The sequence below is a fragment of the Methylobacterium brachythecii genome, assembly GCF_014196345.1.
Classification (GTDB): domain Bacteria; phylum Pseudomonadota; class Alphaproteobacteria; order Rhizobiales; family Beijerinckiaceae; genus Methylobacterium; species Methylobacterium brachythecii.
In genome coordinates this window covers 140,405-164,311 of sequence record NZ_JACIDN010000008.1, presented here as the reverse complement: position 1 = coordinate 164,311, position 23,907 = coordinate 140,405, and the positions used below count along the sequence as shown (strand labels likewise).

General features: G+C 67.4%; 21 protein-coding genes and 2 pseudogenes. 10 read left to right on the top strand and 13 right to left on the bottom strand.

What is annotated here, in order from left to right:
• Positions 1-63 precede the first annotated feature (63 nt).
• On the bottom strand, positions 64-723 hold the full coding sequence (locus GGR33_RS20450; RefSeq protein WP_183508693.1) for a ComEA family DNA-binding protein: 660 nt from the start codon (positions 721-723) through the stop codon (positions 64-66).
• Between the two features lie 280 nt (positions 724-1,003).
• Between GGR33_RS20450 and GGR33_RS20445 the strand changes: the two genes are divergently transcribed.
• Entirely contained in the window at positions 1,004-2,197 is a 1,194-nt protein-coding gene (locus GGR33_RS20445) for a patatin-like phospholipase family protein (protein ID WP_183508691.1), read from the top strand.
• A gap of 137 nt (positions 2,198-2,334) precedes the next feature.
• On the opposite strand, the gene GGR33_RS20440 is transcribed toward GGR33_RS20445, so the two are convergent.
• From GGR33_RS20440 to GGR33_RS20425, 4 genes are all read right to left on the bottom strand, one after another.
• The gene (locus tag GGR33_RS20440; RefSeq protein ID WP_183508690.1) at positions 2,335-2,463 is read right to left on the bottom strand and encodes a TFIIS helical bundle-like domain containing protein; all 129 of its coding nucleotides are present in this window, start codon (positions 2,461-2,463) and stop codon (positions 2,335-2,337) included.
• Between the two features lie 53 nt (positions 2,464-2,516).
• On the bottom strand, positions 2,517-3,713 hold the full coding sequence (locus tag GGR33_RS20435) for an MFS transporter (RefSeq protein ID WP_183508688.1): 1,197 nt from the start codon (positions 3,711-3,713) through the stop codon (positions 2,517-2,519).
• Between the two features lie 138 nt (positions 3,714-3,851).
• Positions 3,852-4,829 carry a l-ornithine N(alpha)-acyltransferase gene (gene olsB / locus GGR33_RS20430; protein WP_183508686.1) on the bottom strand — a complete coding sequence of 326 codons (978 nt, stop codon included), beginning with the start codon at positions 4,827-4,829 and terminating at the stop codon, positions 3,852-3,854.
• Between the two features lie 238 nt (positions 4,830-5,067).
• On the bottom strand, positions 5,068-5,451 hold the full coding sequence (locus tag GGR33_RS20425; protein ID WP_183508684.1) for a DUF2267 domain-containing protein: 384 nt from the start codon (positions 5,449-5,451) through the stop codon (positions 5,068-5,070).
• Between the two features lie 145 nt (positions 5,452-5,596).
• Between GGR33_RS20425 and GGR33_RS20420 the strand changes: the two genes are divergently transcribed.
• Positions 5,597-7,135 carry a helicase HerA-like domain-containing protein gene (locus tag GGR33_RS20420; RefSeq protein WP_183508682.1) on the top strand — a complete coding sequence of 513 codons (1,539 nt, stop codon included), beginning with the start codon at positions 5,597-5,599 and terminating at the stop codon, positions 7,133-7,135.
• Positions 7,136-7,179: 44 nt separating this feature from the next.
• Here the strand turns inward: GGR33_RS20420 and GGR33_RS20415 are convergent, their stop codons facing one another.
• The 3 genes from GGR33_RS20415 to GGR33_RS20405 are packed head-to-tail and all read right to left on the bottom strand — an operon-like array spanning position 7,180 to position 10,127.
• Complete coding sequence (locus tag GGR33_RS20415; protein ID WP_183508680.1) at positions 7,180-8,829, bottom strand: pilus assembly protein; 1,650 nt, start codon at positions 8,827-8,829, stop codon at positions 7,180-7,182.
• A 54-nt stretch (positions 8,830-8,883) separates the two neighbouring features.
• Complete coding sequence (locus GGR33_RS20410; protein WP_183508678.1) at positions 8,884-9,516, bottom strand: TadE/TadG family type IV pilus assembly protein; 633 nt, start codon at positions 9,514-9,516, stop codon at positions 8,884-8,886.
• 8 nt (positions 9,517-9,524) lie between these two features.
• On the bottom strand, positions 9,525-10,127 hold the full coding sequence (locus tag GGR33_RS20405) for a TadE/TadG family type IV pilus assembly protein (protein ID WP_183508676.1): 603 nt from the start codon (positions 10,125-10,127) through the stop codon (positions 9,525-9,527).
• Between the two features lie 478 nt (positions 10,128-10,605).
• Between GGR33_RS20405 and rplU the strand changes: the two are divergent.
• From rplU to GGR33_RS20375, 6 genes and pseudogenes are all read left to right on the top strand, one after another.
• Positions 10,606-10,914 (top strand): annotated as a pseudogene (gene rplU / locus GGR33_RS20400) (50S ribosomal protein L21); the annotation flags it as partial.
• Between the two features lie 126 nt (positions 10,915-11,040).
• Positions 11,041-11,307 carry a 50S ribosomal protein L27 gene (gene rpmA, locus GGR33_RS20395; RefSeq protein ID WP_183508672.1) on the top strand — a complete coding sequence of 89 codons (267 nt, stop codon included), beginning with the start codon at positions 11,041-11,043 and terminating at the stop codon, positions 11,305-11,307.
• A 168-nt stretch (positions 11,308-11,475) separates the two neighbouring features.
• On the top strand, positions 11,476-12,057 hold the full coding sequence (locus tag GGR33_RS20390) for a GNAT family N-acetyltransferase (RefSeq protein WP_183508670.1): 582 nt from the start codon (positions 11,476-11,478) through the stop codon (positions 12,055-12,057).
• A 4-nt stretch (positions 12,058-12,061) separates the two neighbouring features.
• Positions 12,062-12,553, top strand: coding sequence for a hypothetical protein (locus tag GGR33_RS20385; RefSeq protein WP_183508668.1), 492 nt, complete (start codon positions 12,062-12,064; stop codon positions 12,551-12,553).
• Between the two features lie 12 nt (positions 12,554-12,565).
• On the top strand, positions 12,566-13,600 hold the full coding sequence (obgE, locus tag GGR33_RS20380) for a GTPase ObgE (RefSeq protein ID WP_183508666.1): 1,035 nt from the start codon (positions 12,566-12,568) through the stop codon (positions 13,598-13,600).
• Between the two features lie 143 nt (positions 13,601-13,743).
• Positions 13,744-15,903: a M48 family metallopeptidase gene (locus GGR33_RS20375; RefSeq protein ID WP_246413322.1), complete on the top strand. Its 2,160-nt coding sequence runs from the start codon at positions 13,744-13,746 to the stop codon at positions 15,901-15,903.
• A 122-nt stretch (positions 15,904-16,025) separates the two neighbouring features.
• Here the strand turns inward: GGR33_RS20375 and GGR33_RS20370 are convergent, their stop codons facing one another.
• From GGR33_RS20370 to GGR33_RS20360, 3 genes are all read right to left on the bottom strand, one after another.
• A complete protein-coding gene (locus GGR33_RS20370) occupies positions 16,026-16,802 on the bottom strand; it encodes a Bax inhibitor-1/YccA family protein (RefSeq protein WP_183508664.1) in 777 nt (258 codons plus the stop codon).
• A gap of 249 nt (positions 16,803-17,051) precedes the next feature.
• Positions 17,052-19,631: an ABC transporter permease gene (locus tag GGR33_RS20365; RefSeq protein ID WP_284211619.1), complete on the bottom strand. Its 2,580-nt coding sequence runs from the start codon at positions 19,629-19,631 to the stop codon at positions 17,052-17,054.
• Between the two features lie 195 nt (positions 19,632-19,826).
• On the bottom strand, positions 19,827-20,510 hold the full coding sequence (locus GGR33_RS20360) for an ABC transporter ATP-binding protein (protein ID WP_183508660.1): 684 nt from the start codon (positions 20,508-20,510) through the stop codon (positions 19,827-19,829).
• 219 nt (positions 20,511-20,729) lie between these two features.
• Between GGR33_RS20360 and GGR33_RS20355 the strand changes: the two genes are divergently transcribed.
• Positions 20,730-21,320: an arylesterase gene (locus GGR33_RS20355; RefSeq protein WP_246413321.1), complete on the top strand. Its 591-nt coding sequence runs from the start codon at positions 20,730-20,732 to the stop codon at positions 21,318-21,320.
• Positions 21,321-21,873: pseudogene (gene thpR / locus GGR33_RS20350) on the top strand (RNA 2',3'-cyclic phosphodiesterase).
• A 29-nt stretch (positions 21,874-21,902) separates the two neighbouring features.
• Here thpR and GGR33_RS20345 read toward each other — a convergent pair.
• Both GGR33_RS20345 and hisS read right to left on the bottom strand, forming a co-directional pair.
• Positions 21,903-22,268: a hypothetical protein gene (locus GGR33_RS20345; RefSeq protein ID WP_183508655.1), complete on the bottom strand. Its 366-nt coding sequence runs from the start codon at positions 22,266-22,268 to the stop codon at positions 21,903-21,905.
• Between the two features lie 126 nt (positions 22,269-22,394).
• Positions 22,395-23,903 (bottom strand): histidine--tRNA ligase, encoded by a 1,509-nt coding sequence (hisS, locus tag GGR33_RS20340; protein ID WP_183508653.1) that lies wholly within the window; start codon positions 23,901-23,903, stop codon positions 22,395-22,397.
• Positions 23,904-23,907: the final 4 nt, after the last annotated feature.

Genomic DNA, 23,907 nt, shown 5'->3' with positions numbered 1-23,907 from the left:
TTGCCCGACCCTTCTTACGAAGTCGGGAGGCCGGGCACCAGAGCGTCGGACCGCGAGATCCGATCAGCGGACCGTGATTTGACCCTTGATGCGCTGATAGGTGGTCCGGCTGAGCACGCGCTTCGAGAGCAACTGGTCCGTCGACGTGTAGGGCCTGTGCTGGATGATGGCGCGCCCGATCGTCCCGCCGCCTTTGAGCGCGTTGAGCTCCGTCAGCGAGCCGGTATTGAGATCGACGAGATCGACCGCCCGCGCATCCGCCGGCTCGACGGGATCGTCGGGGGGGGGCTCGGCTTGCTCGGCCATCGGTGCGGCTGGGGACGGCGGCGTCGACCGCGCAGCGGGCGCCGGCTGCGTGACGACGGGATCGGCGGCGACAGGCGGCGGGCTCGGCGGCTCTGCGCTGCTGTTCTCCGGTGTCGTAGCCGGGGCAGGGATCTGCGCCTGCGGTGGTGGCTTCGGCGCTTCCTTCGGCTGCGATGTGGAGGGCTGAGCCGGTTGCGGGGTCGGGGCAGGCTGCGAGGCCGGGGCCGGCGCTGCGGCGACGCGAGGCGGCTCCGGCTGGCGGATGGCGGGAGTGTTCTGCGCCGTCGGGCGCAGCACCGGCTTCGAAGGTTCCGGCGCGCTGCTGTCGAAGATCCAGTAGTGCTGGACGAGCGCGGTCAGGACAGCAGCGGCGATCACAACCAGGAAGACGCGCAGAAGCGCCGGTCCGTTGAGCATCAGAGGGCCTTTCCGCCCAGGTTTCGGGCGTCCCTCGTCCGCCACCGTACCATGCGCAATCCGTTGGCGCGCAACCGTGGCAAACATGTGTTGTCTTCGGCGGAAGACACGCGTTTTCAGTGTGTTCGGTCGAGGGCAGTGCACTGAAACCGGTGAGACCGGGATGACACAGTCCGGGCCAAGCGGCCTCATGGCCTCGAAATAGCCAAGCTTCAGCGGGAACGAGAGACGGCCAAGCTCGTTCGGTACAAGCTTAGCCATTGGTCCGGGCCTCGTCGTGATGTCGTTCCTGTCCTGCCCGCGCATCGCGCGCGCCCTGTCCGGCCTGCTGCTGGCGGGCGGCCTTGCGGCCTGCTCCTCGCTGCCGCGCGCGCCCTACACTGCGCAGGAGGCGTCGCTCGCCACCGTGCCCGGCATGGGTCCGGTGCGGGCCTATGCGGATGCCACGGCGACCGAGATCGCGGCCGTCGCGGCCCGGCCCGAGGGACGGCGCAATGGCTTCAGCTATCTTGCCCTCTCGGGCGGCGGCGGCGATGGCGCCTATGGCGCCGGTATCCTCAACGGCTGGAGCGCCTCGGGCTCCCGGCCCGATTTCACCGTCGTCTCCGGCGTGTCGACGGGAGCCCTGATCGCGCCCTTCGCCTTCCTCGGCTCCGGCTACGACGCCTACCTGACCGACTTCTACACGAGCGGCATCGCCGAATCGCTGGTGCAGGCGCCGAGCATCACCAACGTGCTGTTCGGCTCCGGCCTGTTCGGCGACGGCAAGCTGCGTGAGATCATCGGCCGCTACGTCACGCCGGACCTGCTCGCCGCGATCGCGGAGGAGCACGCCAAGGGCAAGCGCCTCTACGTCGTGACGACGAATCTCGACCAGCAGCGCGCCGTGATCTGGAACATGGGCGCCATCGCCGCGAGCGGTGCCCCCAACGCTGCGAACCTGTTCCGCGACGTGCTGACCGCGTCGGCCAGCGTCCCGGCGGTGTTCCCGCCGCAACTCGTCGACGTGCAGGCCGAGGGTCACGCCTTCCAGGAGATGCATGTCGACGGATCGGTGGTGATCCCGGTCTTCACCCTGCCGCAGGGCTTCCTGGCCCGCGACGAGCGCCTGCGCAGCAAGGGCAAGGCGGACATCTTCGTCGTGATCAACGGACGCCTGGATCCGGACTTCGCGGTGACGCAGAACAACGCCTTGGCGATCGCCGGCCGCTCCTTCACCACCGCGAGCCGCGCGCGCACCCGCGCCACGCTCACTGCGACGGAGGCCATCAGCCGCCGCAGCGGCATCGGCTTCAACTTGACCTATATCGACGAGAGCGGGCCGAGCACGACGGCGGCGCGCGGCTTCGACACCGCCTACATGCGCAACCTCTACAATGCCGGATACGAGAAGGGCCGCACCGGCCATTTCTGGCAGCACAGCGTCTCGGGATCGCCGACCACCACGCTCATGGAAGCGGCGGCCGGACGCTGAGGCCGGGAAGCAATCGGGGCGGCCGAACGGGCTGATCCGACGACCGGACAGAAATGCTTTCAGCCGTCATTGCTTCGCTGCGCTCGCAATGACGGCGAAGCGGACTAACCGATCGATCGAGATCGGTTATCCGACGCTTATTTGCCGAGGATCTTTGTGACGAGGCGCCCGATCGGCGTGCTCGAACCGGAATTGCGGTCGTCGCGGACCACGGGGCGGTCCTCGTTGCCGAGGATCTTCGTGACGATGCGTCCGATCAAGCTCATGACGATGCTCCGTTCTGCGACGTGCTGCCGAAAGCAGCGCAGCTTCTCGTCCGTCAACGGAGAAGCCGCTCCGCCTGTTCCGACGCAGGAACACCCTTCATGATAACGAAGACGACGATGGCCGCATAGACCGCGAACATCCCTGCGAGCGTCCAGGCGAAGCCCTGCGGCACGACGAGATCCATGCCGCCGCCGATCATCGCCGGCCCGAGCATCAGGCCGACGCCATAGAGCGCGATGAAGGCAGCGTTGGCGCCGGCGAGATCGGGACCGCGCACGCTCGCGCCGAGATGGGCGAGGCCTACCGTATAGAGCGTGCCCGCCACGCCCCCCCAGACGAAGAGCAGGATGGAGAGCGTCGTCAGCGAGCCGCTCGCCATGGGCATCAGCGCCGCTCCGATCGCCCCTGCGACGGCGCTCGCCAGGAGCACCAGCCCGCGATCGGTCCGGTCCGCGAGCCATCCGACCGGGATCTGGAACAGCACGTTGCCGAGGGCGACCACGCTGACGAGGCCGGCCGCCGTCTGGCTGTCGAAGCCGAGCCGCAAGCCGTAAAGCGGCAGGATCGCAAAGCCTCCCGTCTCGACGGCGCCGTAGAGCAGGGCGGCGAAGGTCGCGATCGGCGCCACGCGGAGATAGCTGAAGAAATTCAGGCTCTGGCCTTCGTGCGGAATGCTCGGTGACACGCCGCGCGCTAGGGCGATCGGGATGGCGGCCAGGATGAACAGGCCTGCGCCGGCGAGATACGGGGCGAACCCGTCCGTCCCGAGGATCACCAGCAGCCCGGGTCCGACTGCGAACCCGACGGCCAGCACAGTGGCGTAGATGCCCATCACCAGCCCGCGGCGCTCGGGCGGCGCGGCCTGGGTGATCCAGAACTCGGACAGCACGAACAGGGCGCCGAGCGTCACCGAGAACAGGAAGCGCAGCGGGAACCACCAAGTGAGGTCATAGAAGACCCGGAACCCGACGAGCAGCACCGCTCCGAGCCCGATCGAGAGCAGGAGCAGCCGCAGAACACCGACGCGCGCGGCGAGCCTAGGCACGAAGGGCACGGTGATGATGCTGGCGAAGCCGCCGACGGCCGTGTTCAGGCCGATCAGGAAGCTCGAGGCCCCCATCCGCTCCATCTCCAGCGAGAGCAGCGGGATCGAGAGGCTGAGACCAATGCCGACCACGGCGACGCAGGTGATCGCCGCGGCGATCGCCATGAGGCGGTCGCGGTGAGCGGACGGGGCGGGGGCGAGCATCGACACGGTGGGGCTGAGGGGGCGCTGCAGGCGCGGATGGGCAGAGCCGTCACATCGTCACGAATGCGCCGGCTGTCGAGGCCTCGATCGGGCCTTGCAACCCCCACCCGAGCGCCAAGCGCGGCGGGGATTCATCGCTCAAGCGGCGTGCCGGTCGGCCTCGGCGCCGAAATGCCCGATATAGCGGGCCGCAATCGCCTCGACCGGCAGAACGACGAAGACGTCGGTGGTGCCGAACTGATGGTCGATCACCGCGCCGTCGCCGAAGGTCGCGCCGATGCGCAGGTAGCCCTTCATCAAGGGCGGCAGGCTCTGCAGCGCGAGCTTCGGGTTCACGGCTTCGGGCGCGAGCCGGTCCATCGCCACGAACCGGTCGGACAGTGCCTTGGCCCGCCAGGCCTCGGGGGCGCGGGCGTGCTGGTGGAGGAAGCTCAGCTGCAGGGCAAGCCGGTCCGGATCGGTGCCCTCCAGGCTGGCGCAGCCGATCATCGCGTCGATGCGATGATGCAGCACGTAGGTCCAGATGCCGTGCCAGAGCAGTTCGACGGTGCGCTTGGTGCGGTAGGGCTTCAGCACGCAGGAGCGGCCGAGCTCGAGGAAACGCTTGCCGGGATGACGGTCGAGCAGCGGCCCGATGTCGAACTCGCCTGCGGAGTAGAAGCCGGCGCCGCCATCGACCCGGTCGCCGCGCAGCAGCCGGTAGGTGCCGACGACTTTCGGACGCGGCTTACGGAATGGCTTCGCCTTCACGGCGGCGTGGTCGATGACGAGGATGTGGTCGCAGAGCGTGTCGTAGACGTCGATGTCGCGGCGCTTCAGCATCGCCATAGCCGAGGGGATCGCCGACATCTCCTCGTAGAACACCTTGTAGCGCAGGCGCTGGGCGCGTCGGACCTCGGACTTCTTCGTCGCGAGCCGCACTTCGAGATTGCCGATGCGGCCGAGTGTCGGGCCGAGGCCGGGCTCCGGCTTCGGCATGCAGGGCTTGAGCAGGATCGGCGCGTTGCCCGGCAGCGCGAGGCCCGGAATGCCGCCGGCGAAGGGCGCCTGGACGTGCGTTTCCCAACCCGTCTTCCACGCCGCCGAGGCATCACGCCCGGAGAAATTCGGCACCATGTCCCTGTCCGCCCCACGAGGCCGATCCGGCCTTGATCCGCGCACATCACCACGAAGGGCGCACGCTTTTATGACATAGGAAAGCGAGTAAGGACAGTGGCTTAGGCGCTTGCTTGCCCGGCAAAATCGGCTGCGCCGGGAACAGTCACAATCATAGCCGCCGAATGAAACCGGCTAAGGATTTGGCCGCCGGGCATACCCTCCCCCGCAGAGGGGAGAGGGGAGAAGCCGTCGAGCCTCAGACGAACTGGCTGATGCCCGGGATCGCGCCGATGATCCGGCCCATCGTGTCCTCGCCGGCCTTTTCGCGGCCATAGGCGAAGAGTTCCTGGCCGAGGGGCTGCATCTGGCCCATCGAGACGCCGGCCGACATCAGCTTCTGGCCGAGCGCCATGACACCGCCGCCCAGGCCGCCGAGCATGCCCATCAGGCCGCCGCCACCCTCTTCGGCATTCGACTCGGCGATGGCCGCGTCAGCACCGGGCAGTTTCGCCAGGAGCTGTGCCACGTCCTCGGGCGGGCCCTCCTTCTGCAGGAAGGCGAGGATGTGCCCGATCGCGGTCTTCGCCGTCTCGGCATCGACGCCCGTGCGGTTGGTGATGCGGGCGATCAGCTCTTCCATGGGGTGTCCTCTCCTCGGTTCGGACGTCCTTCCGACGGGTGGGTGCCGAAATCAAGAGTCCGGGAGCCGGTGCGCCCCTGCGGCCGCCTGGAAAACCGTCGCGCTTCCGGCCTAGAGTGGGCGCATTGCGAGAGGAAGACACGGCATGGCGGGCGACGGCACGATCCTGGTCGGCAAGAGCACGGGTAAGAACCCGAAGCCGGAGGTGCTGGCGCTGAAGCTCGCCAACCGGCACGGACTCGTCGCCGGCGCGACCGGCACCGGCAAGACGGTGACCCTGCAGGTGATGGCCGAGGGGTTCTCCAATGCCGGCGTTCCGGTCTTCGCCGCCGACATCAAGGGTGACCTCTCGGGGATCGCGGCGGCCGGCGAGTCGAAGCCGGCCTTCGTGAAGCGCGCCCAGGACCTCGGGATCACCTACGAGCCCGACCGTTTCCCGGTGACCTTCTGGGACATTTTCGGCGAGCAGGGGCACCCGATCCGCTGCACGGTCACCGAGATGGGGCCGCTGCTGCTCGGGCGGCTGCTCGAACTCAACGACACGCAGGAAGGTGTGCTCAACATCGCCTTCCGCGTCGCCGACGAGAATCAGTGGCCGATCATCGACCTCAAGGACCTGCGCGCGGTCCTGACCTTCCTGTCGGAGAACGCCAAGGAACTCGGCGCGAAATACGGCAACATTGCCGCCGCCTCGATCGGCGCGATCCAGCGCGGGCTGCTCGTCCTGGAGACGCAGGGCGCCGACAAGTTCCTCGGCGAGCCCGCGCTCGACCTGCACGATTTCATCCGCACCGACCGTGACGGGCGCGGCATGGTCAACATCCTCGCCGCCGACAAGCTGATGCAGAAGCCGCGGCTCTACGCCTCGTTCCTGCTGTGGATGCTCTCCGAATTATTCGAGCAGCTTCCCGAAGTCGGCGACCTCGACAAGCCGAAGCTGGTCTTCTTCTTCGACGAGGCGCATCTGCTCTTCGACGGCGCGCCCAAAGCCCTCCTCGACGCGATCGAGCAGGTTGTGCGCCTGATCCGCTCCAAGGGCGTCGGCGTCTATTTCGTGACGCAGAACCCCCTCGACGTGCCGGAGACGGTGCTCGGCCAGCTCGGCAATCGCGTCCAGCACGCCCTGCGCGCTTTCACCCCCCGCGACCAGAAGGCCGTGCGCGCCGCCGCCGCGACCTTCCGGCAGAACCCGGATTTCGACGTCTCGAAGGCGATCACCGAACTCGCCGTCGGCGAGGCGCTGGTCTCGTTCCTGGAGGAGAAGGGCACGCCGTCCCTGGTGGAGCGCGCGCTGATCGCCCCGCCGCAGGGCCGGGTCGGGCCGCTGACGCCCGCCGAGCGGGCCGAGCTGATCGCCAAGAGTTCTCTCAAGGGCAAGTACGACGAGCCAATCGACGCCGAGAGCGCCTACGAGATCCTGGCCAAGCGCAAGAACCTCGACAGTGATACCGCTGAGGCCGCCAACCAATCCGAGGGCGGACTCGGCGGCTTGCTCAACAGCATCGGCGGCATGTTCGGCGGCGGCTCGACCCCGGCACCCGCCGGAAAGGCCCGAGGCCGCGCCAAGCCGAGCCTCACCGAGCAGGTCATCACCAATGCCGCCCGCTCGATGGCCCGCAGCGTCGGCACCCAGATCGGCCACGCGATCCTGCGCAACGTGCTGGGTGGGCTGACCAAGCGCTGACGTTTCGCCAGCGCGGGTAGCTGTCGGCGCGGTCTCTGCGGCTCTTACTGGCTGAGCCGCAGGGCTCCGATGCTTTTTGCGATGTTGTCGAAGGCTTGGATCAGGTCTGCCGAGGTATTGGCGACGTAGGCCTGTCCTGGCGCCGAGGCGCAGTTCGAGAGCAGGGTCTTGCCCTGGGCGTCGATCGGATCGGAGCTGACGCTGAAGCCGATCGTATAGATGGAGATGCCGGTCGATTGTGCGTTCTTGCAGGTTTGAAGGGTCAATTGATCGAGTGCATTCCGCGCGTCGGTCGAGTTGCCGAGGTTCTGATATCCCGAGGGAAGACGGCCATTCGCTGTCGAGCCATCGGCGTTGACGAAATATCCCATCGGGAAATACAGCGACTTATTGTAACTCGAAGAGTTGTCGTTCCAGCTATTGGCGCCGTCCGTCATCAGGATGATGACCTTGTTCGTCGTGGTCGAGTCGTAGGAGGCTCCATCGGCGAAGACACTCTTCGGCGAGATCGTGCGCCAACCCCACATGAACCCCTCGTGGATGTTCGTGGAGCCGACGGCGGTCAGCGAGTTCACAAGCGATTTCAGCGTCGCAGTGTTGGTTGTCAGCCGCTGAAGCGGCTTGCTCGTGCAGAGGAAGTTCGGTCCGTTGGGAATGCCCACGCCGGCACTCGTCGAATACGAGGCTCCGCTGGCCGCGACGTATTTGCAGGCACGGCTTTCCGCGGCCGTGAAGCTCGAAGGAGTGGTGTTGCAGTTGCCGGCGCTCGTCTTGTCGTCGATGTAGCTGTTGTAGCTGTAATTCCCGCTGAATGTCGCGGTGCCGGTCGTGCCGTTACCGGGCTCGTCCGGCGCGAACATCGGCACGTAGAGAGTATCGTCGCCGGTCGGCGTGCCGTCCTGGGTGTTGTACGGATACGGAAGTCCTTCGAAGCAACCGCCCCAAGCCCAAGCTGAATATTTCGTCGCCAATTGGGTGAATATGTTGAATCGGCTCGTAAAGCCGGCGGCCTTAGCCTGCGTTTTATCGACGTTGGTCCAGTGGTAGCTGGACTTGCCCAGCGTATCGACCCAGCTCGCGGCGGCGTAGGCAGACCCGACATTCACCGATGCGGCGAATGGAACGATCGAGATCCGCGTATCCGCGGCGAAGGCATCGTTGCCTTTGACGTAGTCGATGAAGTTGTTCGCTGCGGTCTGTGCGGCCGACAGTTTCGATCCGCCGCCGCCCGAATTCGCCATCGAGCCCGTCGTGTCGAGGACGAGGGCGATCTCGAAGGTCTTCGGCAGCGGGGTCGCGCACTGCGCCTTTGCCCCGACCGACATGTTCGTCCAGCCGAGGAATCTCCCGAAGGCCATGGTCGACTTCGCGTTTGCCGAGAGGGTGATCTTGCGCGGCGAACTCGTGATCACCAGCGAGTCGACCGAGAGGCCGACGCTGGTGCCCATGTAGCTCGACATGGACTGCTGGGCCTGCTGATTGAGGAGAACGGCCGTTGTTGCAGACGGCGTCTGGCACAGCATGAGCGCCGAGGCGTCCGCGGCCGCCTGCAATTTGGTCCTCAAGCGCGTGGCGCTCCCGTAATCCACCGCAGCCCCGGCAAAGCCGATCAGCGGAATGCTGGCGACGGCGAAAATGATCGCGACGTTGCCCTCGCGGTTCGACCAGAATTTGCGAAGATTTTCGAGGCGCATGGTGAGTATCCGTGCTGCTCGTGCAGCGAAAGAATTAGTGCGGTGAGCGGGTTCTCAGGGTGTCAGGGGGCATGCGACGCCGCTTGGCAAGATGACTTCGGAGTAGGTGCTGTTGACGACCTTGCCGGCGCGGACCGGCCACGGCATTCCGACCTTGAAGGTGAGGCCCGCAGCGCCGGTAAAGGTCTTCATGACGGCGGAGCCGAAGATCGGCTGGTAGGGCATGCTGACCTCGGCCAGGACGTAGCGCATGCCCGGGAGCTGGAAGGTCGGCGGCACCGTGATGTCTGTCGCGTTGGCTTTGGCCGTTCGTGCGACGCCGTTGAGGGTCGTGCTCGAGCAGATGTAGGGGCGGGTCAGATTCGTCGCGTAGACGCCGACGGCGCTGATGACGATGCTGGTGCTGTTGCTGTTATACGGCGCGAGAACCAGTGAGGCCGACGACAGGATGTCCTGCATCGTCGCTGCCGCCATGGGATTAACGGTATCGCCCTGCGACGTGAGGTCGGCGAGAACTCGGGAAACGAGTGTGACCTTGCGCGAATTGTCGATGGCGCGCGCCAGTTCGGAGCCGCCGATGAACAGTGCCAGCATCAGAGGCAGGATCAGGGCGAATTCGACCGCCGACACACCGGTCGCATCGCGGCAGAACTTCGACCGGAGGTGAGGGAGGGCTGTGCGGTCCATGGCTGTTCTCAGCAGGCCCCGTTGCTCGAGGTCGAGTAGGGCTCGGTGCGGAACACGTTGGTCGAGCGCAGCAGGTATGAGCCGTCCGCCATGCCGGTCAGCCCCGGCAGGAGTTTTCCGAAGAATACCGGCACGGTCACCGCGGCCGTTACCACGACGATCTGGCGCGGCTTCGCGCAGGTGTAGCCCTCGAAGTTCGGGTCGATCGTCTTCGTCGAGGAATTGTAGGCATTGGCATAGGAGCCGCTGCTGAAGTTCGTCGACGGCGCGACGTTGATCTTGATGCTGCCGCAGCTGAAGAGCGTCGGGGTGGCCGTTGCGCCTGACCCGCAGAGCGAGCTCTTCAGCTTCGCGAGGGCCGTTGCCGGGTCTATGACGCCGGGATTGGCCGTCTGAAAGCTGCCGGTGAACAGGCTCCGGGTGGCGTTCTCGACTACCGTGTCGAGATTCATCTGGGCCCAGATGATGAAGCCCCATTGGATGATGGCAGCCAGCATGCCGAAGAAGGGGATGCTGACCAGGGCGAACTCGACGGCGGTCGCGCCGGACGAGGCTGATCGGAAGCGCTGGAGGCGCCCGCAGATCGCGCGAGACAGGGCGAGGTGTCGCATCAAGGCGGCCGTTAAGCCCCGTGAGGAGGAGGGATGGGGCGCCTCACACTGTTGATCTCAAGATGTTAACAATCGCTTTCAATAAAATAATAGCGAGTTCCTAATATCATTAACCATGTATCGCCGAACTAATCTGTTGCGGCGAATCGCATATCTTGAGAAGAGAGATGGCGATCTGCCTGGGAACAAGAATCTCTTCTTTGGGCAGATCGGTCACGTGGCCCACCCGCGGGACGAGGCCGACAGGAACGCGCAGATCGACTAGCTCTGCGGAAACTCGCGCCCGTAGGCTGCCCCAGGCGCGCCGTTCATTGACATCCGCTGGCCAAGCCACTATCGGCCTGCACAACGCGCGGCTTCCTCGACGAAGTCCGCGCGTTTCGCGTTCGCGCCGATCACGGCGCGGATGACCTGAACAAGAAGACGGCCCATGCGCTTTGCGGTGCGGGAGGCCGGCAGAGAACACGAGAGACAAACGATGTTCGCAGTCATCAAGACGGGCGGCAAGCAATATCGCGTTGCCGCCGACGACGTCATTTCCGTTGCCACGATCGAGGGTGAGGCCGGTTCGGCCGTGACCTTCGGCGAGGTCCTGCTGCTCACGGATGGCGACGCCATTCAGGTCGGTGCTCCGCTCCTCGAGGGCATCACGGTCACCGGCGAGATCGTCGATCACGGCCGCACCAAGAAGGTCATCGCCTTCAAGAAGCGCCGCCGCCAGAACTCGCGCCGCAAGCGCGGGCACCGCCAGCACTTCACCACCGTGCGGATCACCGAGATCAGCGCCGGCGGCAAGTCTTCGAAGTCCGCGCCGAAGAAGGCGAAGGCTGCGAAGGCAGAGACCCCTGCGGTCGCCTCCGCCGAAGCCTGATCCGTCCGCCCGCAGAACCCTTAGAGATCCTGGAGTAGCCCAATGGCTCACAAAAAAGCAGGCGGCTCGTCCCGCAACGGCCGCGACTCCGCCGGCCAGCGCCTTGGCGTCAAGAAGTTCGGCTCCGAAGCCGTGATCGCCGGCAACATCATCGTGCGCCAGCGCGGCACGAAGTGGCATCCCGGTACCAATGTCGGCATCGGCAAGGACCACACGCTCTTCGCCCTCGTCGACGGCCGCGTGGACTTCCAGACGAAACGCGGCCGCGCCTTCGTGGCCGTGGTACCGGTACAAGAAGCCGCAGAGTAACGGCGGACGCCTCGACAGCGCGTCCCGCCGGTGTCCCACACCGAACCGGCGGACCGGCGCAGCACGCGAGACGCGCAGATCGGAACGCCGGGGAGGATGGGCACCATCCTCCCCTTCGTCATTCCAGGGGGTCGTGCTCCGCGAGGAGGCGCCCGAGGAGAGGACGCGATGTTCCCCGATCTGACCCGAGACGACGTCTTCCGCATCGAGACCCGCCGGCTCTGGCTGCGCTGGCCGCAGGCCCGCGACGCCGAGGCGATCGTACGGCTCGCCGGTGAGCGCGCGGTCGCCGAGATGACCTCGCAGATCCCGCACCCGATCGATCCCGTCGGCACCGACGCCTTCGTCATCGATGCGCGGCGCGGCAATGCGGAGGGAGAGGGGCTCGTGATGGCGCTGGCGCTTCGCTCGGCTCCCGCCACCCTGATCGGCGTGGTCTCGATCGGTCCCCATCCGGCGGGACCGGGTGCGCATCTCGGCTATTGGCTCGGCATGCCCCATTGGGGTGCGGGCCTGATGAGCGAGGCGGCCGCGACGATGGTGGATGCCTATTTCGCCTATGCGGGCGGCGATGTGCTGTGCTCGTCGGCGATGACCGAGAACGGCGGCTCGCGCCGGGTACTGGAGAAATGCGGGTTCGTGCGGCAGGGTTCGGAGCGACACGCCTTTCCCGCGCGCGGCGGCGAGCGCGAGGTCGATGTGTTTCGGCTCAAGCGCGCCGAGTGGTCGGCCAATCGGAGCGACGGGTGATCGAATGAAGCGGCGCGGGCTCACGGTGATCGGGACGGCGGCCATCGCGGCCATCGTGGCGACGACGTTCGCGCTGCGCCCGCATCGTGACCAGCCGAACCAGGGCGATCGCGCGGAGACCGCCAAATCCGAGGCTGCAGCGAAGGCTGCGGTCCCGACGCTTTATTGCGAGTTCACGAACTTCGCCGACCGCACGCCACTGGTCGGCTTCTACTTCACGATCGATGGAGATGCGGCGAAGCCGGATTATTCGCAGATCTTCCAGCGCGAGCAGGACGGCACCACCGACGATTTCGGTGGGCCGGCCGCGCCTCGCCCGCAATGGTCGTTCAATGGCGGGGAGAGTCCGGCCATCCTGCATTCGCCGGACGATTCCATGCAGATCAATCTCTACGAGTATGATCCGAAGAAGCCCGGCTCGAACTGGTTTGAGGCGGGCCTGCGCAGCGTGCGCTACCGTAACCTCGGCGGCAAATGCCGCCACAGCGCAGCCTGAAACGAGACAGCCGTGAAATTCCTCGACGAAGCCAAGGTCTATGTCCGCTCCGGCGACGGCGGGCGCGGCTGCGTCGCGTTCCGCCGCGAAAAGTTCATCGAATTCGGCGGCCCGAACGGCGGCGACGGCGGCCGTGGCGGCGATGTCTGGGTGGAATGCGTGCAGGGGCTCAATACCCTGATCGACTACCGCTACCAGCAGCACTTCAAGGCCAAGAAGGGCGAGCACGGCATGGGCTCGAACTGCCATGGAGCCAAGGGCGACGACGTGCTGCTCAAGGTGCCCGAGGGCACGCAGATCATTGCCGAGGACGGCGAGACCTTGATCGCCGACCTGACTGAAGTCGGCCAGAAGGTGCGCCTCGCCAAGGGCGGCAATGGCGGCTTCGGCAACGCCTATTTCACGACCTCGACCAACCGCGCGCCAAAGCACGCCAATCCGGGCCTCGAAGGCACGGAGATGTGGATCTGGCTGCGCCTCAAGCTCATCGCCGATGCCGGCCTTGTCGGTCTGCCCAATGCCGGCAAGTCGACCTTTCTGGCCAGCGTCACCGCCGCCAAGCCCAAGATCGCCGACTACCCCTTCACCACGCTCCATCCGGGCCTCGGTGTGGTGCGTTCCGACGAGCGTGAATTCGTGCTCGCCGATATTCCGGGACTGATCGAGGGCGCGCATGAGGGCGTCGGGCTCGGCGACCGGTTCCTGGCGCATGTCGAGCGCTGCCGCGTGCTGCTGCACCTCGTCGAGGGTACGTCCGAGCATGCCGGCAAGGCCTACAAGATGGTCCGCGGCGAGATCGAAGCCTATGGCCACGGCCTGGCCGACAAGCCCGAGATCGTCGCGCTCTCGAAGGCCGATGCCCTCGATCCCGAGACGCTCAAGAAGCAGAAGGACCGGCTGAAGCGCGCGGCCAAGTGCACGCCGCTGGTGCTCTCCTCGGTTTCGGGCCAGGGCGTGCCGGAGGCTCTTCGGGCAATCCAGGCCGCGATCGGCACGGATATCGCGGAACAGGAAGAGGCGGCGCCGGCCCCGGCTTGGCAGCCCTGACACGAGCAGTCTTGCGGTCTCGCTCCGTCTAACGTGATCGCTGGCGCGATTGACTTTCCCGATCCGCCCGAACAACCGGCGATGACGCTTCGTGCGCCGTCCGGATCTGCCGGCGATCCGCGGCACGCGGATCGGGCGGACGGATGGCGAAGGGAGATCGGATGCAGGCCAATGCCGAAGCGGGCCATCGCCGTCGCGGATATCCTCCTGCCCTCGGCCTGATCGCCTGGGTCGTCCTCCTGCCGCTCTGCCTCATCGGATTGGGGCTGTGGGAGCAGCAGCGCGGCGCCGAGACCGCGTCCGAATATTCCCAATTGAAGGCCACGCTGCCGACCGCCATCGAGCGGGCGAGGCAGGCCGCAGCGCCGAAGCCGGGCTCCAGACCCGGTTTCGTCGATGCGCCGATGCTCTCGGCCCGGCTCGATCTCAAACGCTTCGAGGAGGCCCTGCCGTCCGTGAATCGGGACGAGGCCATCGCGCGGGCGCGGCCGGCAATGGCCTGGGCGGTCGTTCTCGGTGCCGCACTGGCGCTCGTCGCGGGGCTCGTCGGTCTGGTGCTGAGCACCTGCGCGGGGATCGCGGCCCGGCGATCACGCGACTGGCTGGTTTGGGGCTTCGCCGCCATCCGCGGCCTGCTGCCTTTCCTGCTCGGTTTCCAGCTGCTCGGCCTGGCCGTCTGCGCCCTCGCGGCGACGGCGTTCGAGGCCTCGGGCCTGTGGTTCATGGACCACCTGTCCGGCAACGCCATCAAGCTCGCCGGCGCCGGCATCATCCTCGCCGGCATCGCGGCCTATGGTGCCCTGCTCGCCGTGCGTGGTCTGCGGCAAGTCTTCGCGCTGCAGACGCCCGATCCGATCGACGTGAACGGTCGCCTGGTCACCCAAGCCGAGGCGCCGGGCCTCTGGCGTTTCGTGCGGGAGCTGGCGCGCCGACAGGACAGTCTTGCTCCCGACGTCATCGCCGTCGGGCTCACCGAGGGATTCTTCGTGACCGAGGCGCCCGTTCGCCTGCTGCCGGAGGACAGGTTGCTCGAAGGCCGGACCCTCTACCTGCCGGCGCCGTTTTTCGGGTTGCTGGATGGCCGGGAATTCGCTGCCATCATCGGGCACGAGCTCGCGCATTTCTCCGGACAGGACACGGTCTACAGCCGCCGCTTCTCGCCGATCTACAGGGGGCTGCGCCGGGCCATGATGGCTCTGCAGCGCGACAAGACCGACACCTTCATCCTGTTCCCCGCGGTAAGGCTCGGCTTCCATGCGCTCGAGACCTTCGATGCGGCGGTCGGCCGGTGGAGCCGTCTGCGCGAGCTGGAGGCGGACCGGCTCGGAGCGACCGTTCCGGGGGTGGATGCCGCGGCGAGCGCGCTGCTGCGCACGAGCGTCGTCGCTCCGGTCATCGGCGCCGGGCTCCAGCAGGCCTTCGAGGGCGCGGCGCAGGCCCATCCCGACATCGTCGCCGAAATCGGCCGGCTCGCCGATGCGCGCGGATTCGGCGAGGCGAGTGCCCATCTCGACGACCGGCAGCCGCACCCCACCGACAGCCATCCGCCCGACCGGATGCGCATCGAGGCGCTCGGCGTCACGGTCGACGGCACCTTGCTGGCCCATGCCTCCCGCCAGCCAGGGCAGGCCGAGCGAGATCTGCCGGTCTCGTTCTTCGCCGACTGGCCGCGCCTGTGCCGACAGCTCAGCTCCGCGTTCCTCGTCAACGCCGAGCGCCATCTCGCGGCCGAGACCGCGTTCCTGAAGGAGACGGCCGCAGCGATCTCGACGGAGACGACGCAACTCCACGAGAACGGGCGCGTCATCGCCTGGACCATGGGCGCGCTGATCGTGATCATGGCCGCCTTCGGGGCCTGCATCGTGCTCTTCGCCCGGCAGATCGGAATCGGTCACGACCCGAACGCGCAGGCGATCATCCTGGCCGTCCTCGCGGCCATCATCGTGCTTGCGGCGCTGTATGGCTGGTGGATGCTGCGCCGGAGCACCTCGCCGTTCCTGACCCTGACGCCGGACGGCTTCGCGTCTCCCTACCTGCGCGATCCCGTCGCCTGGACGGATATCGAGGCCTATCGCGTGACGGCCGGGCGCAGTCTGACGCTCGCCCTGAAGCTGCTCGACGAGGCACCCCTGCCGGTGCCCGCAGCCCGCCTGCGGGCGAGCCTCGACCGGCGCAGGCGCATCCTCAGCCTCAACACGATGGGCGCGCGCGGTCTGAAGGCGCAAGCCTACGCAGACATGATCGGCCGCTACATCGACGCCGCCCGCGCCCGCGCCGCGCTGATGGAGAAGGGCGGACGGTAGGGTGAGCGAGTTCCGTCATTGCTTCCCTGCGCTCGCAATGACGGCGGACAAGCCGATCCCACAAACGAAGAAGGCCCCGGCATCGCTGTCGGGGCCTCTTTCGTCTGGTCCGTTCCGTTCGCTCAGCGGCGATCGCCGAAGAGCTGAAGCAGGAACTGGAACATGTTGATGAAGTCCAGGTACAGCGTCAGCGCGCCGTTGATGGACATCTTGGCGGCTGCCTCGCCGTCGAAGCCGCTGTAGAGATACATCTCCTTCAGCTTCTGCGTATCGTAGGCAGTGAGGCCGGCGAAGATCAGCACGCCGAGCACCGAGATGGCGAACTGCAGGGCCGAAGAGGCCAGGAACAGGTTCACCAGCGAGGCGATGATGATGCCGATCAGGCCCATGATCAGGAACGAGCCCATACCCGACAGGCTACGTTTGGTCGTGTAGCCGTAGAGGCTGAGTCCGCCGAAGGTCGCCGAGGTGATGAAGAACACCCGTACGACGCTGGCGCCGGTGAACGCGATCAGCAGCACCGACATCGAGGCGCCCATCACCGCAGCGAAGGCCCAGAACATCGATCGCGCCGACGCGGCCGACATCCGGTCCATCCGGAAGGAGAAGACGAAGATGAAGGCCAGCGGGGCGAACATCAGAACCCACTTGAACCAACCCATGTACAGGGCCACGCCGAGCTGGTTCAGCGGCACGCCCTTATAGTTCAGCACAGCCGTACCCGAGGTCACGGCCATGTTGATGCCGAGGGCGACGAGACCGGAGATCCCGAGGCCGACGACCATGTTGTTGTAGACGCCGAGCATGAAGGATCGCAGGCCCTGGTCGACCTCGACCTGAGGAGCCGCGTAGCCCTGAGGCTGTGCGGTCTGTCGGAACGGACTGTTTTCGAATGCCATGAAAGTTTCCCTCGGAAGCTCTCTCAGCGTGGGTTGAGTAGGCTCACGCGATACCTTCGGCGGCCGCGGACGGCGCCTCATGCCGAAATATGTTCGGTCGGCGCGTCATAAACAAGAGCCCCGTCGAGCTTGCCGGTACGAAATCGAGTTACGGTTCATGCATCGATTTCATCCCTGAAAACGGGATTAAAACTTCGTCAGTGCCGAAGTTGATCAAGTTGTCGCCGTGATCTGCGTTGGTCCGAGCCCTCAAACCTGACGCAGGTAGGGAGCCGGTTTCTGGCCGAGGATGCGCCAGGTGCCTCCGAGCCCTATCAGCAACGCCAGTACGACCGCGCCTCCTGCGGCCAGCGAGGCTCCTCCGAGATCGAGGGCGAAGTCGAGCCGCATCACCCGGGTGACGATCGCCCAGCCCGCCAGCGTGCCGGCGAGAAGCCCGAACAGGGCCGCGGCGAGACCGAGGGCGCCGTATTCCAGGCCGTAGGCCAGCATCAGTCGGCGCCGCGTCGCGCCGAGCACCTTCAACACCACGGCATCGTAGAGCCGTGCCCGGTGCCCTGCCGCGACGGCACCGGCCAGGACCAGCAGGCTTGCGACCACGGCCACCGCGCTCGCGCCCCGGATCGCCAGGGTGAGCTTGCGGACGAGATTGTCGACGGTCTCCAGCGCATCCTTCACCCGGACGCTCGTCACCGACGGGAAGGCCTTGGCCACGTCGCGCAGGATCGCAGCCTCGGCGGCCGGATCGACGCCGTTCGGCAGGGTCAGCGTGGCGAGGTCCGAATGCGGCGCCCCGCGGAAGGTGCCGGGCGAGAACACCATCACGAAATTGATGCCGAGCGAGCGCCACTCGACCTTGCGGAAATTCGCGATGCTCGTGGTGAGGGTCCGACCGAGGACGTTGACGGTCACGGTGCTGCCGATGTGCAGGCCGAGCGCCTTGCCGAGATCGGCCTCGAAGGAGAGTTTCGGCATGCGGCCCTCCTCCTCGGTCCACCACTTGCCCTCGGTGAGCGTCGATCCGTCCGGGACGGCGTCCGCGGTGGTGATGCCGCGGTCGCCGTCGAGCACCCAGGCCGCTTCCTCCGGCGGCTTGATCGCCTCGACGGGGACGCCGTCGAGGGCGATGATCCGCCCGCGCAGCATCGGCACCCGTTCGAGCTTGGCTGTCGGCGCCTTGCCGCCGAGGAAGGTGGTGAAGGCGTCGGACTCGCGTGAGGGGATGTCGAGGAAGAACAGGTTCGGCGCCTTCGCCGGCAGCGAGCGGGTGAGCGCCTGGGTGATGTTCGCGTCGATCACGCTGAGCGTCACGAGCAGCGTCACCCCGAGGCCCAAGGACAGCGTGAAGGCCGGCGTCAGCGCGCCGGGGCGGTGGAGGTTCGCCAGCGCCATGCGGGGGGCTGCCGCGCGCGGATGCGGCAGTCGGCGCGCGGCCGCCATCAGCCCGGATGCGACGAGGCGCAGCAACCCGAACGACACGGCCGCGGCCGCCATGAAGATCAGCGCCACGCGCCGGTCGAAGGCCGTCGCTAGGGCGAGCCCGGCGAGCGCCAGCAGCGTCAGGACGAGGATGGCCTTGTAGCGCAGCCGCGTCCGCTGGGCCGACGGGTCGACCGTATCGCGAAACAGCCCGGAGACCGGGATGTCGTGGGCTCGCCCGAGCGGCAGGATCGCGAAGGCGAGCGCCGTGAGCAGGCCGTAGGCGGCCGCGAGTGCGAGTTCGCCCGGTGCGAGCGTCGGCTCGAGCGGAAGCGGGAGCTGCTCGTGGAACACCGCATCGATCAGGAAGGGCAGGGCGCCGCCGACGGTCAGCCCGATCGCGATGCTGAAACCGGCGATCATCATCACCTGCGTCAGGTAAAGCACCACCACCTGCGATCCCGGCGCGCCGACGCTCTTCAGCGTTGCGATCGAACCGCGCTTGCGCTCGACGAAGGCGTTCACGGCGTTCGCCACACCGACGCCGCCGACGATCAGCGCCGTCAGCCCGACCAGCGTCAGGAATTGCGTGAAGCGCTCGACGCTCTTGGCGAAGCGCGGATCGGCATTGAGACGCGAGCGGGTTTCCCAGCCGGCATCCGGCAGCGCCTTGCCGATGGCGTGGCTTGCGGTCTCGAGGTCGGCGTCGGAGGAGCCGGGGAGCTGGAGCCGGTAGATCCAGCGGTTGAGGCTGCCCAGCTCGCCCAGGCCCGTGGCGCGCAAGGCCTCCATCGAGACGATCAGGCGTGGGCCGAAGCCGATCCCGGCCGAAATGAGGTCGGGTTCACTGACCAGCGAGGCCCGGATCACCAGTGGCTTTCCCGCAACCGTGAGACGGTCGCCCACCTTGAGGCCGAGGCGGATCAGCAGGGCCGGATCGGCCACGGCACCGAACGCACCGTCCTTCGTCGCGAGCAGATCGGCTGCCGGCGCCTGCGGGTCCGTCGCGAAATGACCCACTGCCGGGTAAGTCCCGTCGACGGCCTTCAATTCGACGAGCGTCGCGCCGCCATCCGCGGCGACCGCCATCGCCCGCAGCCGCGCGATGACCGAAAGCCGACCGTGCTCGGCGAGGATCGCGGTTTCCGCCGGCGTCGCCTCGCGGTTGATCAGGCTGTAGGTCAGGTCACCGCCGAGGATGCGCCGGCCCTCGCGGCCGAGCCCGTCGCCGAGCGAGCGCGAGATCGAGGTGACGCCCGCGATCGCGGCGACACCGATGGCGATGCAGGCGATGAACACGACGAAGCCCGACAGACCGCCGCGCAGTTCACGCAGGGCGAGGCGCACCGTCAGAGGCAGGCCGAAGCCGCGGCGACGGCCCGGAAGAGAGGATGGGAGTGTGCCGTGCACGGGCTCAGCGCTCCACCATGCCACGCCGCGCGATCCCACCCATCCCCCTCGTCCTGAGGCGCTGCGAAGCAGCCTCGACGAAGGGCTCCAGGGATCGGGAGGCATCTGGAACCCTCCTTCGAGGCTTCGCTTCGCTTCGCACCTCAGGATGAGGTGGAATTTTGGGAGAGGCATCGGTGGGTGACAGAGTCGCGCTCACGCCGCCACCGGCTCCTCGACGAGGCCGGCGCGCAGCCGCACCGTGCGGTCGCAGAGCTGCGCGAGGCCGGGGTCGTGCGTGACGAGCACCAGTGTCGCGCCGCGCTCGCGCTTCAGCCGGAACAGCAGGTCGACGATGCCGCGGCCGGTCGCTTCGTCGAGATTGCCGGTCGGCTCGTCGGCGACGAGGATCGCCGGGTTCGGCGCCAGGGCGCGAGCGACGGCGACACGCTGCTGCTCGCCGCCCGAGAGCTGGGCCGGGTAGTGGTTGAGCCGATGCCCGAGCCCGACGGCTTCCAGTTCCGCCGCGGCGCGGGCCTGGGCATCCGGCGCATCGGCGAGTTCGAGCGGCAGCGCCACGTTCTCCAGCGCCGTCATCGTCGGCACCAGATGGAAGGCCTGGAAGACGATACCGATGCTGCGGCCACGGAACCGGGCGAGCGCGTCCTCGTCGAGTCTCCCCAGATCGGTGCCGGCCACGGTGATCCGCCCGGAATCCGGCCGCTCCAGACCGGCCATCACCATGAGCAGCGTCGACTTGCCGGAGCCCGACGGTCCGACGAGGCCGACGGCCTCGCCCTTCTCGACGTCGAGGGAGATGCCGCGCAGCACATGGACCCGCGATGGGCCGCGGCCGAGGCTGAGATCGATTTCGGAAAGGGAGACGGCCTTGTCGCTCACGACTGGGCGACCGATCTGTGCGCGGATGGATGAAGTGTCATCGGCGGAAGGACTGGTCCAGTGCGGGTTGAAGCGGGAATCGTCGCGCGCCTTGTGTCACGCATCGGATTCGCGCGCGAGGCCTCGTGGCTTCGTCGCGGTCGGCATGTGGGGTGGCGGCGGGCCTCACGCATGGCCACGCTCGTGCTCCTCTTTGCCGCAGTCACCTTGGCCGCGCCCATGAGCGCGCCCCGTGCCGCCACGCCTCTCAAGCTCGTTGCCTTCGGGGACAGCCTGACCGCCGGCTACATGCTGCCGGCCGACGCCGCCTTTCCGGCCGTACTCGAGAAGGCGCTCAAGGCCAAAGGGCACGACGTCGCGATCAGCAATGCCGGCGTCTCGGGCGACACCTCGACCGGCGGCCTCGACCGGCTCGACTGGTCGGTGCCGGACGGGACCGATGGGGTCATCCTCGAACTCGGCGCCAATGACATGCTACGCGGGACCGATCCGGCCGTGACGCGCAAGGCGCTCGACTCGATCGTTTCGCGCCTGAAGGCGCGTGGCATCCCCGTGCTGCTCGCCGGGATGCGCGCCTCGACCAATCTCGGGCCGGACTACATCGCCAAGTTCGATGCGATCTATCCCGATCTCGCCAAGCAATACGGCTTGGTGCTCTACCCGTTCTTCCTGACGGGCATCGCGGGGGACCCTGCTTTCAACCTCGCCGACAAGCTGCATCCCAACCCCAAGGGCGTCCAGCGGATCGTCGAGGAGATCCTGCCATCGGCGGAGACTTTCCTCGGACGGCTTCAGGGCGGCGGGCGCTGAATGCCGCGCCTGTTCACGGGGTTGGAGATTCCGGCCGAAGTGGCGGAGCACCTCGGCTCTTACGGCGGCGGCCTGCCCGGTGCGCGCTGGGGTCGATGATGGCGACCTCCACATCACCCTGCGCTTTCTCGGCGACGTCGACATCGCGACGGCGAACGAGGTGCACGCGATGCTGGAGGAGGCACGGCCGCGTGCGCCGATCGAGATCGTGCTCGACGCGCTGGCCACTTTCGGTGGCGACAAGCCGCGTGCCGTCTATGCCGCCGTCGCGGCGAGTGCCGAACTCGACGATCTCCATGCCGAGCACGAGCGGATCGCCCGTCATGCGCGGCTGGAGCCCGAACCGCGAAAATTCACGCCACACGTCACGCTGGCCCGGCTCGGCCGCGGAATCGGCGCGGAATCCGTCGCGCATTACATGTCCCAGACCGGCATCTTCTCCCGGTTCGGCTTCACCGCAATGCGGGTCGCGCTGTTTTCCGCGCGGGCCTCGCGCGGCGGCGGCCCCTATGTGGTGGAAGCGGCCTTTCCGTTCGTGCTGGGCGAGGACTGAGCCGCTGCTCTCGCAAAGACGGCGAAGGCTCAGCGACAATAGCGCAGCGGCCGGCCGAACGGGTCGTCACGGCCCAAAGCCGGCGGGTTGCCGTAGTAGCTCGGTTTTCCGAGGCCGAAGGCGGAGCCGACATAGCTCGGATCGTCCAGGGCATCGGTCGGAACCGGAACGCGCCAGGGCGTGCAGCCGGCGATGCGGCGCCGGGCAGGCAACGGGGCAACCAGCGCGGTGTCGACGTCGCCACGGGGGAAGTAGCGGGGGCCCGAAGCCGCTGCCGGCTCGTCGATGATCTCGGGGTAGTCGGCGGCGAAGACGGTCGCGCTGAAGCCGAGCGAGAGGCCGAGGCACAGCAGCGCCAGCGCCCGGAACGCGGCCTCCCACCGCTCTCGATCCATCGTCCTCTCCCGCGACACGCGGAAGGACTGTCGGAGTGTATGGTAAACGACGGCTTAACCACGCACCGTCATTCCGGTTTCCGCTCCGCGGCCCCGGAATGACGGAGGAGGGGAATTGGCCGCGCCCTATCCGAAATGCCGCGCCAGCACCTCGCGGACGCGCTCGACCATCTCGGCGACCGGCACGGAGAACTGGGCGGGCCGCGAGGCCTTCCATTCGGCGTTGCTGGTGATGTCCTCGGCGGCCTTCGCGCCCTCGATCAGGTCCTTGATCTGGATCTCCCCGGCTTCGCGCTCGTTGGAGCCCTGGATCAGGGCGACGGGCGAGCGCCGACGGTCGGCGTATTTCATCTGCGCCTTCATGCCCGATGACCCGAGATAGAGCTCGGCCCGGATGCCGGCATTGCGGAGCGCCGCAACGTGGGCCTGGTACTCGGCGATGTTCTCGCGGTCGAGGACAAGCACGACGACGGGGCCGGGCTTGGCGGTGCCCTGGAGCAAGGGACTGTTCGTGAGCTGCAGCGCCGAAAACAGCCTGGAGACACCGATCGAGAAGCCGGTGGCCGGCACCGGCTCCGAGCGGAAGCGGCCGACGAGGCCGTCATAGCGCCCGCCGCCCGCGACCGAGCCGAAGCGCACCGTCTGGCCATCCTCGTTCTGCACGGGGAAGGTCAACTCGGCCTCGTAGACCGGACCGGTATAGTATTCGAGGCCGCGCACCACGCTTGGATCGGCCCGGACGCGGTCATGGCCGTATCCGGCGGCCGTGCAGAGCCGCATGATGGCGTGCAGCTCGGCGATGCCCTCGCGGCCGGTCTCGGATTCGCCGACGACGTCGTGCCAGGTGCCGAACAGCTTCTCCCAGAAGGCCATGCGGTCGCCGCCCTGGTGCGGCGCGGCTTCGAAGGAGACGTAGGCGAGGATGCGATCGATCGCGTCGGCCGAGAGCCCCGCGCCCTTCGTGAAGTCGCCGCTCTCGTCCTTGCGTCCGGCGCCGAGCAGGAGGCGCACGCCGTCGGCGCCAAGCCGGTCGAGCTTGTCGATGGCGCGCAGCACGGTGAGGCGCTGGCCGGCCTTGTCTTCGCCCGCGAGCCCGCAGGCCTCCATGACGCCGTCGAGCACCTTCCGGTTGTTGACCTTCACCACGTATTGGCCGGCGAGGCCGAGCCGGTCGAGGGTGTCGGCCATCAGCATGCAGACCTCGGCATCCGCCGCCACGCTGCCGGCGCCGACGATGTCGGCATCGAACTGCATGAACTGGCGGAAGCGGCCCGGACCCGGCTTCTCGTTGCGGAAGACGTAGCCGTTCCGGTAGCTGCGATAGGGCTTCGGGATCGCATCGAAGTGTTCGGCGACGTGACGGGCAAGCGGCGCGGTCAGGTCGTAGCGCAGCGAGAGCCACTGCTCGTCGTCGTCCTGGAACGAAAAGACGCCCTCGTTCGGACGGTCGAGGTCGGGCAGGAACTTTCCGAGCGCCTCGGTGTACTCGATGAACGGCGTCTCAAGCGCCTCGAACCCGTAGAGCTCGAAGGCCTGCTTGATCGTCTCCAGCATCCGTCCCTGCGCGGCGAGGTCGCTCTCGCTGCGGTCGAGGAAGCCGCGGGGCAGCCGCGCCTTGGGTTTGTCGCCCGTCATGGGG